Here is a 15,456-nt window from a genome sequence, read left to right as displayed (position 1 = left end):
TGCGCCTCTTGTGCGGGATCGGTGCTGGCTGTGGGTCATTTCGGTTGCTTCTGTTGGCGGGGAACCGGGCGCGGCCGGCTGCCGGCGGGGTCGGGGGACGGACGCGCCGTGATCAGGCCGCTTCCTCCGAACTGTCGTAGGTGAAGATGCAGACGCCATCGAAGCCGTTGGACCTGAACAGGAAGGTCTTCTTCATGGTGTCCAGAAAGCTGCCGTGCTTCTTTTCGAAGGTCTTGAGGTCGTTGATGTTGGGAAAGAACAGGTTGATGGAAACGTCGCCCTCCTTGGAGATGACGACGTTCAAGGCGCTCAGATTGCAGGTCGGAATGGCATTTCCCAGTGTCTCAACCACGAAGGGCGCTGCAATCTGCGCCGCATCGAGGGTCGGAAATTTCAGGTGATATGTCTTGGAGAGCATGCTGCGGCCCTGGCTTGATCTGGATCAGACCAGTGAACGGCCGTCCTTTCCCGAATGTGATACGGCCCTTCGGCAGCGCCGCTATCCTTTGGAAGGGCGGCCCCCGACATCGGGCAGGGGCTGCGCCGACGGGGATAGCCTGGCAGGGCCCGCCCCTTCGAAAGGAGGGGGCCGGTGCCCGATGTCGCGTCGGTTTTCCGTCGCAACCGCGCCTGCCGGAGGGCGTTTTCGGGTTTCCGACAGGGTGACGGCCGCAGATCGGGGCATTTTAGCCCTGGAATGGTCGAAAAGCCGACAGAAGCGCGAATTTTCGCGCCCTTGCGCCCGGGTGGCACGGTTCCTGCCTTTATGTCTGCAAGTGACGTAAAGCGAGGGCATCATGACCAGCATTCACATCCTGCACGACGGGTTCGCCGCCGCAGAGCGGCTTGCCGATCTGTTCGCGCGCCGCCGGCTTCTGGTGACGCGGGGCGACGTGGCCCAAGCCCAGGGCGCGTCGGTCCTGGTGGCCCCCGCGGCCGGCGCCGCGGACGAACGGCGGGTTCTGGACTGCGCCCGCGCGGCCGCGATCCGCATGGTGGTGACGGTCCGGGAGGGGGCGGCGGTCTTCATCGTCGGGACCGAGATGGGCGGCCGGATGCTGCGCGTGGCGCTGCCGGCGCATTCCGGCGACGACACGCCCGATTGCGGCCTGCTGATGCTGGCCGACCTGATCGCGGCGCCGCTGCGGCCGATGGTGGCCTGCGACCCGGCCACGGGCAACCTGCTGGACCTGTCGACGCGGGTGGCGCGCACCGACGTGACCGTCTTCATCAACGGCCCCACCGGCAGCGGCAAGGAGGTCCTGGCCCGCGCCGTCCATGCCGCCAGCCCGCGCGCGGACAAGCCGTTCATCGCCATCAACTGCGCCGCCATCCCGGAAAACATGCTGGAGGCGATCCTGTTCGGACATGAAAAGGGCGCCTTCACCGGTGCGGCCACCGCCAATCGCGGCCTGATCCGCGCGGCCGAGGGCGGGACGCTGATGCTGGACGAGGTGTCCGAGATGCCCCTGGGCCTGCAGGCCAAGCTGCTGCGCGTCATCCAGGAACGCAAGGTCACCCCCCTGGGCGCCTCGACCGAGGTGGATATCGACATCCGCATCATCGCCACCTCGAACCGCGACATGGCGGCCGAGGTCGATGCCCACCGCTTCCGCGAGGACCTCTACTATCGCCTGAACGTCTTTCCGCTGATGACCCGTCCCCTGGCCTCGCGCCCCGAGGACATCCCGGCCCTAGCCCTGTCGCTGCTGCGCCGCCACTGGCCCCTGGGCACGATCCCGCTGTTCGATGCCGCTGCGGTGGCCGCGCTCTGCCGTCACCCCTGGCCGGGCAATGTCCGCGAACTGGAGAACGTCGTGCAGCGCGCCATGGTCCTCTGCGACGGCACCCGCATCGCGGTCGAGGACATCGTCTTCGACACCGGCCGCGACCTGAACCTGCCGGCGATGCGCCCGGCGCCCCAGGCCCCGGTGACCCTGGTGCGGGCAGGCTGAGACGACGACCATGACGATCGGACCCATCGGAACCGGATTCAACTTCGTTCCGCTCCAACCCTCTTTGCCCGCACGTCCCACCACCAACGAAGGGACGGGCTTTGGTGACCGGATCAGGACGGCGGTGGACCAGGTGAACACCTCGCAGCAGCAGGCCAGCCAATCCGCCAAGGCCTGGGAGATGGGCATGGAGAACGACCTGGCCGCCGTGATGGTGGACCAGCAGGTCGCCTCGCTCGGCTTTCAGCTGACGCTCAACGTCCGCAACAAGGCGCTTGGCGCCTATCGCGACATCATGAACATGCCGCTGTAGCGCGGCCCCGTCCAAGGCGATTTATCCGATGGCGCTGTCTCCCGCACCGCGTTCCACCACGACGCCCGCGCCCGCTTCGGCCCTTGGCCGGCTGCGCGGCGCCTCCGACAGCCTGAGGGGCCTTGCCCAGCAGCCGGCCGTCCGCCGGGCGCTGCCCTCGATCGTGCTGATCGCGGTCTCGGCGATGGCCCTGCTGGTCTGGCTGACGCTGCGCGAGCCGCCGCGATCGACCCTCTATCCCGGCATGGCCGAGGCCGAGAAGGCCCGCGTCATCGAAAGCCTGACGGCGGGCGGAATCGACGCGCGCATCGACCGCACCACCGGAGAGATCACCGTCACCGCGGCGGACTATCATCGCGCGCGCCTGTCGCTGGCCGCGCAGGGGCTGCCGCAATCGGTGCCGGACGGCGACCGCATCCTGACCGACCTGCCGATGGGCGCCAGCCGCGCGCTGGAAGTGGCCCGCCTGCGCCAGGCGCAGGAGCTGGACCTGGCACGTTCCATCACCGAGATCGCCAGCATCCAGGGCGCGCGCGTGCATCTGGCCCTGCCGGAACGGTCGGCCTTTCTGCGCGACACGCATCCGCCCCGCGCCTCGGTCTTCCTGACGCTGGCCGCCGGCCGGGTGCTGGATGCGGGCCAGGTCGAGGCGATCGTGCATCTGGTGTCCTCCTCGATCCCCGGCATGGCGCGGGACGAGGTCACGGTGGTCGACCAGGCGGGCCGCCTGCTGTCCAGCGGCGACGAGGATGCCGCCGACCGCCTGAGCGACCGCCAGTTGCGCCACCGCGTCGAGGTCGAGACCCTGCTGCGCCGCCGGATCGAGGCCGTGCTGACCCCCATCGTCGGCGTCGGCAACCTGTCGGTCGAGGTCACCGCCGCGATGGATTTCACCCAGCGCGAGATCATGGAGGAGCGCGTCGACCCCGAGGGCAACGCCCTGCGCAGCGAACAGCTGTCCGAGACCGAGAACCGCGACGCCCCGGCGGGCGGCATCCCCGGCGCCGTGGCCAACACGCCCCCGGTCGAGGCCGACCTGGCCCAGGCACCGGCGACGGAGGGCGGCGATCCGGGTGCGGTGCGCAGCCGCTCGACCGGGACGACCCGCAACTTCGAGGTCAGCCGCAGCGTCGCCAACACCAAGGCCGAGACCGGCCAGGTCCAGCGCATCTCGGCCGCCGTGGTGATCCGCGCGCCCGCACAGGTTCCCGCCGCCGAGACGCCCGCGGGCGAGGCCCCCGCCGATCCGGCGGCGCCCCTGCTGCCCGTGGCCCTGATGGAGGATCTGCAGCGCCTGGCGGAAACCGCCATCGGCATGGATGCCGAGCGGGGCGACCGCGTCACGATCCTGGCCCAGCCCTTCGCCGAACCCGCCCAGGCCATGGCCGGAGAGGTCGTCAGTTACGACTGGGTGCCCGACGCGATGCGCCAGCTGGGCCTGATCGCGCTGCTGGCCATCGTCGGGTTGGGTGTCGTGCGACCGCTGCTGATGCGCCAGACCCAGGCCGCGCCGGCCGACGGGGTGCCCGTCCTGGCCGCCACCACCAAGGTCGAGGTCGCCGAGGGAGAGACGCTCGACACGATCGAGGAGCGGCTGGACCGCAACCAGCGCGACCTGTTGGCCAGCGTCATGGGCAGCAATGCCAGCCGCACGCAAAAGCAGATGGTCCTGCGCCAGCTGGGCGCCGACGACCCGGTCCGCATCGCGCTGGTCATGCACCGGATGATGCTGCCCGAACGCGACATCACCTAGGAGATCCGACAGATGCCCACAGCCGTCACCCCCGGTCCCGCCACCTCCGATGCCGCCGTGCTGATGCTGATGCTGGGCGAACGCATCGCCGCCGAGGTGATGCGCCACCTGAGCCCGGCCGAGGTCCAGCACCTGGGCGCCGCGATGTATGCCGTCGAGCACGTCCCCGAGGACCAGATGGACCGCATCGTCGACGGCTTCCTGACGCAGCTGGCCGCGGAGACGGGGCTGGGGCACGGCACCCATGCCTATGTCCGCAGCGTGATGAACGAGGCGCTGGGGCCCGACCGCGCCCAGTCCGTCATCAGCCGCATCAGCCCCAACAGCAGCGACCGCCCGATCGAGCTGCTGGACTGGATGGATGCGCGGGGCATTTCCGAGCTGATCGCGGACGAGCATCCCCAGATCATGGCGCTGGTGATCGCCTGCCTGGACTATGGCCAGGCCGCCCAGGTCCTGGGATCGCTGCCCGAGGACCTGCAGCCCGACGTGATCCGCCGCATCGCCCAGCTGAATTCCGTCACGCCCGAAGCGCTGCGCGACCTGGAACAGGTGCTGCAGCGCAAGTTCAAGGCGACCTCGACCTCGGCCGCCTCGCAGATCGGCGGCGTCCGGGCGGCGGCGCGGATCATGAACTTTACCCGGTCCGGGACCGAGGCGCGGATCCTGCGTGACATCCGCAAGGACGACAAGGACCTGATGGTGGCCATCCAGGACAACATGTTCGTCTTCGACAGCCTGGGCCGGTCGGACGACCGCAGCCTGCAGACCCTGCTGCGCGCCATCGAACCGGAACGGCTGGTCCTGGCGCTGAAGGGCGCGGACGAGGTCCTGCGCGACCGGCTGTTGTCCTGCATGTCGGTCCGCGCCGCCGCCGGCATCCGCGACGAGATGGAGGCCCTGGGCCCCGTCCGCCTGTCCGAGGTGCAGGAGGCGCAGAAGCAGATCGTGGCAGTCGCCCGCCAGATGGCCGATGCCGGCACCATCGTGCTGGCCGGTCGCGGCGGCGAGGAGATGGTGTGACCATGAGGCGCCAGGAAAGCGGGAGGACCGATGGGCTTTCAACCTGACCTGCGCGAAGGGGGCGCGGTGGCGGGCTTTGTCCTGACGCCGGGCCTCTGCGCCCCGGCCGAGGCGGCGGGCTTTACCCGGCGCGACCCGATGACCCGCCGCCTGCAGGCTGCCGTTTCGCCTGCGGAAGCGCCCGAGGAGGAGCATGCGCCCAATCTTGCGCCCGCCGATCCTGCGCCCCTCGCAATCCAGCCCCCCGCGCCGGCGCCGCGCCCCATCCCCGTCACCTACAGTTCCGAGCAGATGGCGGCGGCGCGGGCGGAGGCGCATCGCGAGGGCGCCGCCCATGGACGCGCCGAGGCCGAGGCCGAGGTCGCCGCCGAACGCCAGGATCTTGCCCGGGCCGCGCAGGCGCTGGCGGCGGCGATGGCGGCGCTGACCCATCCCGCGCCCGCCCGGTTGCAGGAACTGACGGATGCGCTGAACCGCGCCGTCCTGACGCTGGCTGCCGCCCGGGCAGGGCGGGCCATCGACAGCATGCCGGGCCCCTTTGCCCGCCGTGTCGCGGCCCTGATCGAACGCCTGGGGCAAGGCCTGCAAGAGGTCGTCGTTCACCTGCACCCGGACGACCTGGCCGTGGTGGCCCCCCTGCTGTCCGGTCCCGTCGCGCCCGAGCTGGCGCGGCTGGCGGCGTCCTGCCTGCTGCCCGACCCGGCCCTGGCGCGCGGCGATGCCGAGTTGCACGCGCCCGGCCTGCGTCTGGTCGACCTGCTGCGTGACCTGAACGATGCCGGTACCTTCGCGGAGGAGGCACCATGATGCAGCCGCAGATCGCCGGGGCGGGGTATCTGGAGGGCCTGATTGCGCAGATGGGAAGCCTGCCGGGGGCGCGGGTGCGCATCTCGGGACGGGTCCTGCGCTATGACGGGCTGACGGTCGAGACGACCGGCTTTCCCGCCAGCCCCGGCGCCCTGGTCGGCATCGCCACCACGGACGGCACGCCGACCCTGGCCGAGGTCGTGGGCTTTCGCGATGGCCGCAACCTGCTGTTCCTGACCGAGCCGCAGGCGGTGATCGAGGCGGGGGCCGAGGCCTGGCTGGTCGCGGGCGGACAGGATGTCGGCGTGGGTCCCCAGCTGCTGGGCCGGGTGATCGACGCGCGCGGCGCCGCGCTGGACGGCCGTCCCGATCCCTGCACGACGGACAGCTGGCCCCTGCACGGCCGGCAGCTGAACCCGCTGATGCGCGACCCCGTCGATCAGCCGCTGGACGTGGGGGTGCGGTCCATCAACGCCGCCCTGACCCTGGGCGAGGGGCAGCGGATCGGCGTCGTCGCGGGGTCGGGCGTGGGCAAGTCGGTCCTGATCGAGATGATGGCCCGCAAGGCCGCCGCCGACGTGGTGGTGATCGCCCTGATCGGCGAGCGCGCACGCGAGGTCGGCCATTTCGCCCGCCGCCTGATGCAGGGCGAGGCCGCGGCCCGCAGCTGCCTGCTGGCGGTGCCGGCGGACCGGTCGCCGCTGCTGCGGCTGCGCGGGGTGCGCCGGGCCATGGCCATCGCGGAATGGTTCCGCGCCCAGGGACAGCGCGTGCTGCTGATCGTGGACAGCCTGACCCGCGTCGCCCATGCGCAGCGCGAGATCGGCCTGGCCCTGGGCGAACAGCCGACCGCCAAGGGCTATCCGCCCTCGGTCGTGGCGATGATCCCGACGCTGCTGGAACGCGCGGGGCCGGGGCTGGCGGGGCAGGGGACGATCACCGCGATCTGCACCGTTCTGGCCGATGGCGACGACACCACGAACGACCCGGTGGTGGACACCGCGCGCGGCATTCTGGACGGGCACCTGGTCCTGTCGCGGCGGCAGGCGCAGATGGGGCTTTATCCCGCCGTGGACATTCCCCAATCCGTCAGCCGGGTGATGAGCGACATCGTCGACCCCCAGCACCTGTCGGCGGCGCAGCGGCTGCGGCGGCTGATCGCCTCCTATCTGGACAACCGCGACCTGGTGATGATGGGGGGCTATGCGGCCGGCCAGGACCCGGTCCTGGACGAGGCGCTGCGCCTCTGGCCACAGATCTGCGCGCTGATCACGCAGGGCCAGGACGAGGGCACCAGCCTGGCCGACAGCCGCGCGGCGCTGGTCGCGCTGATGGCGCAGGACGGGGACGGGGGCGGAGGCGCATCGTGAGCCGCGCCCGCATCTTTGAGTTGATGTCGCGGCGCGAGGCCGCGCGCCTGGCCGCCCTTTCGCGCGATCATGCTGCGGTGCTGGGCCAGGTCCGGCAGGCCGAGGCGCTGAGCCAGCGCCTGAGCCGCATGAGGGACGATCTGGCGCCGCGCCAAGGCGTCACCGCGGCCGCGACCCTGCGCGACGCGGGTCTGCTGGCGGCGGGCCTTGCCGCCGAGGCCGACCGCCAGCAGGGCCGGATCGAACAGGCCCGGCACGAGGCCGAGCGCCTGCGCCTGCTGATCGGCCAGCACGACCAGCGCCGCCGCCTCAGCGCGGATGCCGCCACCGCCGCCCGGGCCGAGGCTGCGGCCGAGGCGGAAGCCCGCGCCGCCGCCCTGACGCCCGTGCGCAGAAATCCCTGAGCCGCGCCCGTTCTGGCACCCGACTTGCAGATGTTCGGTCAGGCAACCGAAACCACAACAAGAGCAGATGAACCAGATGATCCTGTCCACGGACATGTCCCCGGTCGGAACGGAACGTCGGATGCCTGGGCCGGCCTCCTGCCTGCCGCGCAATGCGGAGGCGGGCGACAGGCCCACCCCCTTTGCGGCGACGCTGGAGGCGGCGGGCCTGACCGGGGGCGCGGGGGAGGGGCCTGCCTCTGTCCCCGCCCCGACGCCCTTGCGTGCCGTGGTCCCGGCCGAGGCTGCCGAAACGGCGCCGCAGCAGGAGCTGCCGCAGGACTGGCTGCAGGTCCTTCCCGCCGCGCTGATCCCGCCCACAGGGCCGGCCCCGCGCGGGGCAGGAGACCCGGCGGCGGCGGTCGAGGTGGCGGCATCTGGGACAGAGATCACTGAACGACCCGGTCCCGATGCAGGACCGGGCGGCGACGGGGGCGACGGGACAGCGCCCCTGCTGGACGCGGGTCTGCCTGCAGCTCTGCCGGAGGAGGGTGCCGCAGAAGCGCCCGGCCGGCAGGAGCAGCCCGTTCCGGCGGCAATCGAACCGGAAGAGGGTGCAGCCTTTACCGAAACGGAGGCTGCGGATGCCGATCCCCGGCCCGGTCCCGCCGAAGGGGAGCCGGTCCATTCGGGGATTCCGCAGGCCGGCGGGGTTCCGGCCCCTGCCGTCCCTGGCCCGCGCAAACCTGGTCCCCGACCGGATGCCGAACCTGCGCCGACCGAGGCTGAAGCGGCCAAGGCGACGACCTCACCGCCCACCGCGCCATCGGGCGTGGCCCTGTCCGTGCCCCTGCCGACCCCCGGCGGCAGCGCCCCTGCACCCGGGCGCGCACCCTCCGGAGGCATGGGCGCGGTGCGTTCGGCGCCTGCCGCGCCTGTCGCCGCGGATCCGGGCCGGGCTGTCGTGCTGCCGGAGGATGCGCCGGCGGGCGCCGCCGCTCCGGCCGCGGCCCCGGGCCTGCCGGACGATCCGCGCGCGCGACCGGCCCAGGTGGAGGCCGATCTTTCCGTCGCACCGGTCCCGGACGCCGTCCCGGCCGGCGCGGCCCCTTTGCCCGCGGCGCCCGCGCCAGGCGGCGCGCCAACAATGGCTGCGCCCCTGCCGGGCACCGCGCAGCCGCTGGACATGATGCGTCCCCACTGGACGGGCAGCATCGCCATGACCCTGGCCGAACTGGGGGCGGATGGCGGCACCATGGTCGTCGACCTGGCCCCCGAAGAACTGGGCCGGATGCGCATCACCCTGACCGTGGAAGGCGATCGCACCAACGTCCAGTTCCAGACCGACACACCCGAGGCGGCGCGGCTGCTGTCGCAGGGCGAACGCCAGCTGGCGCTGGACCTGGCCCGTGGCGGCATGAACCTTGCAGGACATGAGGCGAACCCGGGCGGCGGCTGGGGCGGGCGCCATGGCCGCCCGCAGTCCGGCGGGGCCGGTGCGGATACCGGCCTGCCCTCGGGCCGGGTCCTCGCGCCGCAGCATTGCGGCATCGTCAACCTGATCGCATGAGGTCCCTCAAGTGCCCCCTCCAGCCAAAGCCGCAGAACCCGAAGCCGACATCCCCGCACCCAAGAAGGGCAAGGGCGCCAAGGGCATCCTGAAGGGCGCGCTTGGCGCGCTGGTCTGCATCGGCCTGGGCCTGGGCGCGGGCTGGTACCAGTTCGGCCGCAAGGAAAGCGCGATGGACGAGGCGCTGCGCCTGATCGAGCGCCCGAGCGCGACCCCCGCCGAGGAAACGGTCGAGGGCGAGGGGGGCATGCAGAAGGTCGCCAAGCCGCTGCCCGAGACCAATCCCTTCGTCACCAGCTACTACGAATTCGAGGAGCCGCTGACCACCAACCCGGCCGGATCGCGCCGCTTCCTGCAGATCGGGGTCTCGCTGTCGACCCAGTATGACGCGACCGTCATGGCCCATGTCGAGACGCACAAGGCCGCGCTGCGGTCGGACATGCTGGCGGCCATCGGCAGCCTGACCGAGGAGGACATCGCCGGCATCGAGGGGCGCGAGCTGCTGGCGCAGGTGCTGCGCGACGCGATCAACACCCGCCTTGAACAGCTGGAAGGCTTTGGCGGCGTCGAGGGCGTCTATTTCCCCTCCTTCATCCTGCAGTAGTCCGATGGCCAAGCCGACCAAGCTTTCCTCGACCGAAGTCGCTGCCCTTGTCGGCGGCCTGATCGACAGCGATTTCGCGCAGGATGACAACGACACCCTGAACGGCCAGCCGGTCCGCCCCTATGCCTTCGGGTCGAACGACCTGTCGGGCTTTGGCGACTACCACGGCCTGAAGATGATCAACGAACGCTTCTGCCGCATCGCGCGGTCGGCCTTTCTGCCGATGCTGCGGTTCCAGCCCCGGATCTCGTGCTTTCCGCCGGAGTTGCGCACCTTCGAGGATTACCGCGACAGCCAGGACAATTTCCTGTCGCTGACGATCAGCGCCAGCGAGGAGCTGCGCGGCAGCCTGCTGACGGTGATGGCGCCGTCGTTCATCTCGCAGCTGACCAATGCCTATTATGGCGGCGGGATCAGCGCCCCGGCCGCCACGCGGACCGAATTCACCGCGACCGAGCACCGGGTGATCGAGCTGGTGACCGACCGGCTGAACGCCGCGCTGCAGCTGGCCTGGCGCGACCTGGTGGGGCTTGGCCTCAGCGTCAGCAGCCGCGAGGAGAACATGCAGTTCGTCGCCTTTGCCGACAGCGACGAGATGGTCGTGAACTGTTCCTTCATGGTGCAGCTGCCGGGGCTGGAGCCCGCGAATTTCGACATCCTCTATCCGCTGCAGATCCTCAAGCCGATCGCCAGCCTGTTGCGGTCGCGCATGCAGTCCGACCAGCTGACCGAGGACCGCAGCTGGCGCGAAAAGCTGGAACAGGCGGTGATGCGGGTGCCTTTGGGCGTCTCGGTCCGGCTGTGCCAGCCGCAGGTGCCGCTGTCGCGGCTGATGACGCTGACCGATGGCGAGGTGCTGCCGGTCAGCCTGAACGGCGCCGTCGAGGTGCTGGTCGAAGGCCAGCCGATGTTCGACGCCCAGCCCGGAGAGCAGGGCGGCCATGCCGCCGTCTCCGTCACCCGCCGACGCTTGGCCTGACCCGAACCCAAGGAGACCCACATGAGTGCAAGCGACCCCACCGCCCGCCCCGGAACCGACCACCTGCGGCTGCTGGAAAACATCGGCGTCGCCCTGACGGTCGAGGTCGGCCGGGCCGAGCTGACCATCCGCGACCTGCTGCTCCTGTCCGAAGGTTCGGTGATCGAGCTGAACCGCATGGCGGGCGATCCGCTGGACGTGCTGGTGAACGGCACGCCCATCGCCAAGGGCGAGGTGGTGATGGTCGGCGAACGCTTTGGCATCCGGTTCGGCCAGATCATCACGCCGGAAGAACGCGCCGACGCGGTCTGACCGCCGTTCGTGGCATGGGGCTTGCAGCGTCAGGTTGCAGCACGTCACCTTTCGGAAAGCCCCATGGACCTTTTACGTCCCGACCAGATCCTGACCCTTGCGGCCTTTCTTGGCGGGCTTGGCCTGCTGTGGTGGCTGGTCATCCGCAACCGCGGCGCCCTGACCGCGCGCATCGCCCAGGACCGGCGCCTGCGGGTGCTGGACCGCGTGGGCCTGGGGCCGGGGGACCATGCGATGATCCTCAGGGTCGATGCACGCGATTTCCTGCTGGTGCGCCTGAAGGGCGCCCCCGCCGTGCTGCATCCGCTGGACCCCGCCGCCGATGCCCGGCCGGAGGGCGTCCAATGAAGGCCGTGATCCGCCCCGCCGTCCTTCTGGGGCTGGCCGTCCTGATGTCGCCCGCGCTGGCCGAGGCGCAGGGCATCCCGGCGCTGACGTTGAACCAGACCCAGACCGGCGAAAGCTGGTCGCTGTCGCTGCAGATCCTGGTGCTGATGACGGCGCTGACCGTCCTGCCGTCGCTGCTGCTGGGCATGACCGCCTTTACCCGCATCATCATCGTGCTGTCGATCCTGCGCCAGGCGCTGGGCACCCAGCAGACGCCGCCGAACCAGGTCCTGATCGCGCTGGCGATGTTCCTGACCTTCTTCATCATGCAGCCGGTCTTCCTGCAGGTCCATGGCCGGGCGCTGGCCCCGGTGCTGGACGAGACGATGCCCCAGCAGGAGGGGCTGGCCATCGCCGGCGACATCATGAAGGGCTTCATGATCGAGAACACCCGCCAGAACGACCTGACGATGTTCGCCGAACTTGCCGGCGACGCGCCCTATGTCTCGACCGAGGCGGTACCGATGCGCGTGCTGCTGCCGGCCTACATGACGTCGGAACTCAAGACCGCCTTCCAGATCGGCTTTCTGCTGTTCCTGCCCTTCCTGGTGATCGACATCGTGATCGCCTCCATCCTGATGGCCCTGGGGATGATGATGGTGTCGCCCGTGCTGGTGGCGCTGCCCTTCAAGCTGCTGCTCTTCGTGCTGGTGGACGGGTGGGCGCTGACCGTGGGATCGCTGGCGGCGGGATACGGGCTTGCGGCCGGGGGGGCGGGCTGATGGAATTCGGTGCAGGCGTCGACCAGCTGCAGATGGCCTATTGGCTGATCCTGAAGATCGCCGGCCCGGTCCTGGGCGTGGCCCTGGCCGCGGGTCTGGTCATCGGCATTCTCCAGGCCGCCACCTCGATCAGCGAGAACACGCTGAGCTTCGTGCCCAAGCTGGTGGTGGTGTTTCTGACCATGGCGCTGGCCTCGGGCTACATGCTGTCGGGCCTGGGCGACTACTTCGACTTCATCTTCGACACGATCAGCACGATCCGCTAGGCGATGGAGGGCGCGGTCTTCACCCTTCCCGGCCTGGACATGGCGCGGCTGGCCGACCCGGCAGCGGGCTTCTTCTTTGCCATGCTGCGGATCGGGGCCTTCCTGATCGCCTCGCCGGCCTTTGGGGGGCGCTATTGTCCGATCCCGGTGCGCATCGTCGCGGCGATCTGCCTGACGCTGCCCGTGCTGGGCCAGGCGGACCTGCCGGGGGCCGAGGCGCTGGCGCGCCTGTCCGTGGTGCCCCTGGTGATGGCGGAGCTGGCCTTGGGCCTGACCGCCGGGCTGGTGCTGACGATCCTTTTCGGCGCCGCCGCGATGGCCGGGGACCGGATCGCCAATGCCGCGGGCCTGGGCTTTGCCATGCAGGTCGACCCCTCGATCGGCGGGCAGAGCCCGGTCGTGGCGCAGATCTTCAGCCTGGCGATGGTCATGGTCTTCATCACCACCGACAGCCACCTGATCGCCCTGCGGATCGTGCTGGACAGCTATCAGGCCGTGCCCCCCGGCCGGGTCCCCGACCTGACCACCCTGGCGGCGGCGGGCATCAGGGCCGGGACCGCGATGTTCGCCCTGTCGGCCACGCTGATGCTGCCGGTGGTGGCGGGGCTTCTGGTGCTGAACCTGGGCGTGGGCATCATCACCCGGTCGGCGCCGCAGCTGAACCTGTTCTCGGTCGGCTTTCCGCTGGCGATCATCGCGGCGCTGGTCCTGCTGTGGCTGACGGTCCCGCAGGTCACGACCGGCATGTCGGGCATCACCCAGGTCGGGACCGAGGCCCTGCAGGGCATCTTTGCGCCCGCGGACGAGGCGCGCTGAGATGGCCGAATCCGACGACGGCGCCGAACGCAGCCAGGAACCCACGCAGAAGCGCCTTGAACAGGCGCAGCGCGACGGACAGATCCTGACCTCCAAGGAGATGCTGGTCTTTGCCACGCTGGGCGCGGGCACGCTGGCGTTGCTGATCCTGCAATCCTTCGGGCCCCAGGCGGCGCTGCACTGGTCGGCGCAGCTGGTGCTGGGCGACCGAGCGACACTGGACGCGGCGATGCTGCCCTCGGTCGTGTCGGCCTGGTGGCAGGTGCTGGTGGCGGCGCTGATCGTGGCGGGGCCGGTCATGGTGGCGGCCATCGCCGCGCAGGCGGCCATGGGCGGCATCGCCTGGACGCCCAAGGGCTATGCCTTCAAGCCCGACAAGATGGACCCGCTGAAGGGGCTGAAACGGATGGTGTCGATGACGGCGCTGGTCGAGCTGGGCAAGGCCGTCGCCAAGGTGGTGCTGCTGGCCGCAGTGGCGCTGGCGGTGACCGCGGGTGCCATGCCCCGGATCATGGGCCTGGGCTGGATGACGCCCGGGGACGCGATGGGCGTCATGGCCGACCTGATCCTGCGCTTCTTCTTTGCCATGACGCTGATGCTGGGGGTGATCGGGGCGGCCGACCTCTACTGGCAGGCGCATAGCCGCAACAAGAAGCTGCGCATGACCCTGGCCGAGGTCAAGCGCGAGCATCGCGAGGACAACGGCTCGCCCGAGCAGAAGGGCAAGCTGCGCCGGATGCAGATGGACGCCAGCCGCAGGGGCGCCCGCGAACGCGCGGCCCTGCCCGAGGTGCAGACCGCCAGCGTCGTCGTGATGAACCCGCGCCATTTCGCGGTGGCCCTGCGCTATCTGCCCGGCGTGGACGAGGCGCCGCAGATCGTGGCCAGCGGGCGCGACGGCATGGCCCTGCAGATGCGCGACCTGGCGCGCCGCGCAGGCGTCCCGCTGCTGGAGCTGCCGCCCTTGGCGCGTGCGCTCTATTTCACCGGAGAGATCGGCACCCAGATCGACCCGCGGCTTTACGGCACCGTCGCCACCGTCCTGGCCCATGTCTGGCGCATCGACCGGGGCATGGCCGAGGATCTGCCCCCCGTCGATCTGCCGCCCGAGATGCAGTTCGACGTGAATGGCCGGCGCCCGGCCGGATGATGGCACGCGATTTGCAGCACCGCCCTGACGGGCAGATCATGGAGGACCGAAGATGCCGACCCGCTATACCAATCCCCGCGACTGCCGCGTCTGCACCATGGGCCAGCGCCTGTCCACGCTGGGCTTTGCGATCTTTGCCGTCGCGCTGATGGTCGCGCGGCTGGACCCGATGCTGAGCCACCTGCAGCGGACGGGGCTCGCCGTCTGCGCGCTGCTTTGCGCGATCGCGGTGTTCCGCAACCCGATCTCCTGGGTGGCGGGGCGGGTGATGCCCGGCCATGCCGGTTCGCGTTCCGGCATCCGCAAGGGCCGGTCATGACCGAGCTGGCCCTGACCGAGGTCCCGGTCGACGCGGCGGTCAAGTCAGCCTTGGCCGCCGCCGAGGCCGCGACCGATGCCGCCCACGAGGCCGAGGCCGTGCTGTCCGCCCGGTCCGAGGCGGCCGAGGCCGTCGGGCGCACCGCGCGGCGCATGGGCATCCTGACCGGCGTCAGCGCCGGTAGCGCGCTGCTGGTGCTGGCGTTGGCAGGCTCCAGCCTCTGGTCCAACACCTCTTCGCTGAACGACGCCGCCACTGTCCAGGCTGCCGCCAGCGCCGCCTTTGTCGAGCGTCTGGGCGAGATGAACATCGCGCTGGACCGCATGGAAAAGGCCGTGGCTGAAACCGAACGCCTGGCCGCTGCCCAGCAGAGCCGGATGGAGGCCGAGGCCCAAGCCCCGCGCACCCCGGCCCCGGCTGCCGTTCCCGGTGCCCCGGAGGCGCTGTCGCCCGAACTGGCGCAGCGGCTGGACAGCCTGAGGTCGGATCTCTTGGCGGCCATCGCCGAGGTCGAGCTGTCCGTCGGCACCCGCCTGTCGCACTTTGTCCCGCCCACTGCGCCCGCCGCGGCGACACCCGCCGCTGCGACACCTGCCGCCGCGCCCCAGGCCTCCGCCGCAAGGCCCGCGGCGCCACGCCGCGCCGCGCCTGCGGCCAAGCCCCGGCCTCGCACGGCGCCGGCCCCGGCCGCGCAGGCGCCGAACCCGTTCCGCTATCCCTGATCCCC

The 15,456-nt window shown here is 70.8% G+C and carries 19 protein-coding genes; 18 read left to right on the top strand and 1 reads right to left on the bottom strand.

Annotated elements, in window-relative coordinates:
- Positions 1-112: 112 nt before the first annotated feature.
- A complete protein-coding gene (locus tag ACNR9W_RS11115) occupies positions 113-418 on the bottom strand; it encodes a hypothetical protein (RefSeq protein WP_111299240.1) in 306 nt (101 codons plus the stop codon).
- 379 nt (positions 419-797) lie between these two features.
- On the opposite strand from ACNR9W_RS11115, the gene ACNR9W_RS11110 reads away from it, so the two are divergent.
- From ACNR9W_RS11110 to ACNR9W_RS11025, 18 genes are all read left to right on the top strand, one after another.
- Positions 798-1,955, top strand: coding sequence for a sigma-54 interaction domain-containing protein (locus ACNR9W_RS11110; RefSeq protein ID WP_419267246.1), 1,158 nt, complete (start codon positions 798-800; stop codon positions 1,953-1,955).
- A 10-nt stretch (positions 1,956-1,965) separates the two neighbouring features.
- On the top strand, positions 1,966-2,268 hold the full coding sequence (gene fliE, locus ACNR9W_RS11105) for a flagellar hook-basal body complex protein FliE (protein ID WP_419267248.1): 303 nt from the start codon (positions 1,966-1,968) through the stop codon (positions 2,266-2,268).
- A gap of 28 nt (positions 2,269-2,296) precedes the next feature.
- Positions 2,297-4,021, top strand: coding sequence for a flagellar basal-body MS-ring/collar protein FliF (gene fliF, locus ACNR9W_RS11100; RefSeq protein WP_419267249.1), 1,725 nt, complete (start codon positions 2,297-2,299; stop codon positions 4,019-4,021).
- A 12-nt stretch (positions 4,022-4,033) separates the two neighbouring features.
- Positions 4,034-5,044 (top strand): flagellar motor switch protein FliG, encoded by a 1,011-nt coding sequence (gene fliG, locus ACNR9W_RS11095; RefSeq protein WP_419267250.1) that lies wholly within the window; start codon positions 4,034-4,036, stop codon positions 5,042-5,044.
- A 30-nt stretch (positions 5,045-5,074) separates the two neighbouring features.
- Positions 5,075-5,851, top strand: a complete 777-nt coding sequence (locus tag ACNR9W_RS11090) for a FliH/SctL family protein (RefSeq protein ID WP_419267251.1) — start codon at positions 5,075-5,077, stop codon at positions 5,849-5,851.
- On the top strand, positions 5,848-7,221 hold the full coding sequence (locus ACNR9W_RS11085) for a FliI/YscN family ATPase (protein ID WP_419267252.1): 1,374 nt from the start codon (positions 5,848-5,850) through the stop codon (positions 7,219-7,221). Before ACNR9W_RS11090 ends, ACNR9W_RS11085 begins: the two co-directional genes overlap by 4 nt.
- Entirely contained in the window at positions 7,218-7,625 is a 408-nt protein-coding gene (locus ACNR9W_RS11080) for a hypothetical protein (protein ID WP_419267254.1), read from the top strand. Before ACNR9W_RS11085 ends, ACNR9W_RS11080 begins: the two co-directional genes overlap by 4 nt.
- Positions 7,626-7,692: 67 nt before the next feature.
- Positions 7,693-9,174, top strand: coding sequence for a flagellar hook-length control protein FliK (locus tag ACNR9W_RS11075; protein ID WP_419267255.1), 1,482 nt, complete (start codon positions 7,693-7,695; stop codon positions 9,172-9,174).
- Positions 9,175-9,184: 10 nt separating this feature from the next.
- A complete protein-coding gene (locus ACNR9W_RS11070) occupies positions 9,185-9,778 on the top strand; it encodes a flagellar basal body-associated FliL family protein (protein ID WP_419267256.1) in 594 nt (197 codons plus the stop codon).
- Between the two features lie 4 nt (positions 9,779-9,782).
- Positions 9,783-10,757: a flagellar motor switch protein FliM gene (fliM, locus tag ACNR9W_RS11065; protein WP_419267257.1), complete on the top strand. Its 975-nt coding sequence runs from the start codon at positions 9,783-9,785 to the stop codon at positions 10,755-10,757.
- Between the two features lie 21 nt (positions 10,758-10,778).
- Positions 10,779-11,069 (top strand): flagellar motor switch protein FliN, encoded by a 291-nt coding sequence (gene fliN / locus ACNR9W_RS11060; protein ID WP_419267258.1) that lies wholly within the window; start codon positions 10,779-10,781, stop codon positions 11,067-11,069.
- Positions 11,070-11,132: 63 nt separating this feature from the next.
- Positions 11,133-11,417 carry a flagellar assembly protein FliO gene (locus tag ACNR9W_RS11055; RefSeq protein WP_419267259.1) on the top strand — a complete coding sequence of 95 codons (285 nt, stop codon included), beginning with the start codon at positions 11,133-11,135 and terminating at the stop codon, positions 11,415-11,417.
- The gene (fliP, locus tag ACNR9W_RS11050) at positions 11,414-12,178 is read left to right on the top strand and encodes a flagellar type III secretion system pore protein FliP (protein WP_419267260.1); all 765 of its coding nucleotides are present in this window, start codon (positions 11,414-11,416) and stop codon (positions 12,176-12,178) included. Before ACNR9W_RS11055 ends, fliP begins: the two co-directional genes overlap by 4 nt.
- The gene (gene fliQ, locus ACNR9W_RS11045; protein WP_419267261.1) at positions 12,178-12,444 is read left to right on the top strand and encodes a flagellar biosynthesis protein FliQ; all 267 of its coding nucleotides are present in this window, start codon (positions 12,178-12,180) and stop codon (positions 12,442-12,444) included. The genes fliP and fliQ overlap by 1 nt, the downstream gene beginning before the upstream one ends.
- Positions 12,445-12,447: 3 nt before the next feature.
- Complete coding sequence (gene fliR / locus ACNR9W_RS11040; protein WP_419267262.1) at positions 12,448-13,260, top strand: flagellar biosynthetic protein FliR; 813 nt, start codon at positions 12,448-12,450, stop codon at positions 13,258-13,260.
- A gap of 1 nt (position 13,261) precedes the next feature.
- Positions 13,262-14,410, top strand: coding sequence for an EscU/YscU/HrcU family type III secretion system export apparatus switch protein (locus tag ACNR9W_RS11035; RefSeq protein WP_419267263.1), 1,149 nt, complete (start codon positions 13,262-13,264; stop codon positions 14,408-14,410).
- A 52-nt stretch (positions 14,411-14,462) separates the two neighbouring features.
- Complete coding sequence (locus tag ACNR9W_RS11030) at positions 14,463-14,729, top strand: hypothetical protein (RefSeq protein ID WP_419267264.1); 267 nt, start codon at positions 14,463-14,465, stop codon at positions 14,727-14,729.
- Entirely contained in the window at positions 14,726-15,451 is a 726-nt protein-coding gene (locus tag ACNR9W_RS11025; RefSeq protein ID WP_419267265.1) for a hypothetical protein, read from the top strand. Before ACNR9W_RS11030 ends, ACNR9W_RS11025 begins: the two co-directional genes overlap by 4 nt.
- Positions 15,452-15,456 lie beyond the last annotated feature (5 nt).

The sequence above is a fragment of the Paracoccus sp. T5 genome (assembly GCF_048538155.2).
In the GTDB taxonomy this organism is placed as follows: Bacteria; Pseudomonadota; Alphaproteobacteria; order Rhodobacterales; family Rhodobacteraceae; genus Paracoccus.
This window is presented reverse-complemented; position numbering and strand designations above follow the sequence as displayed.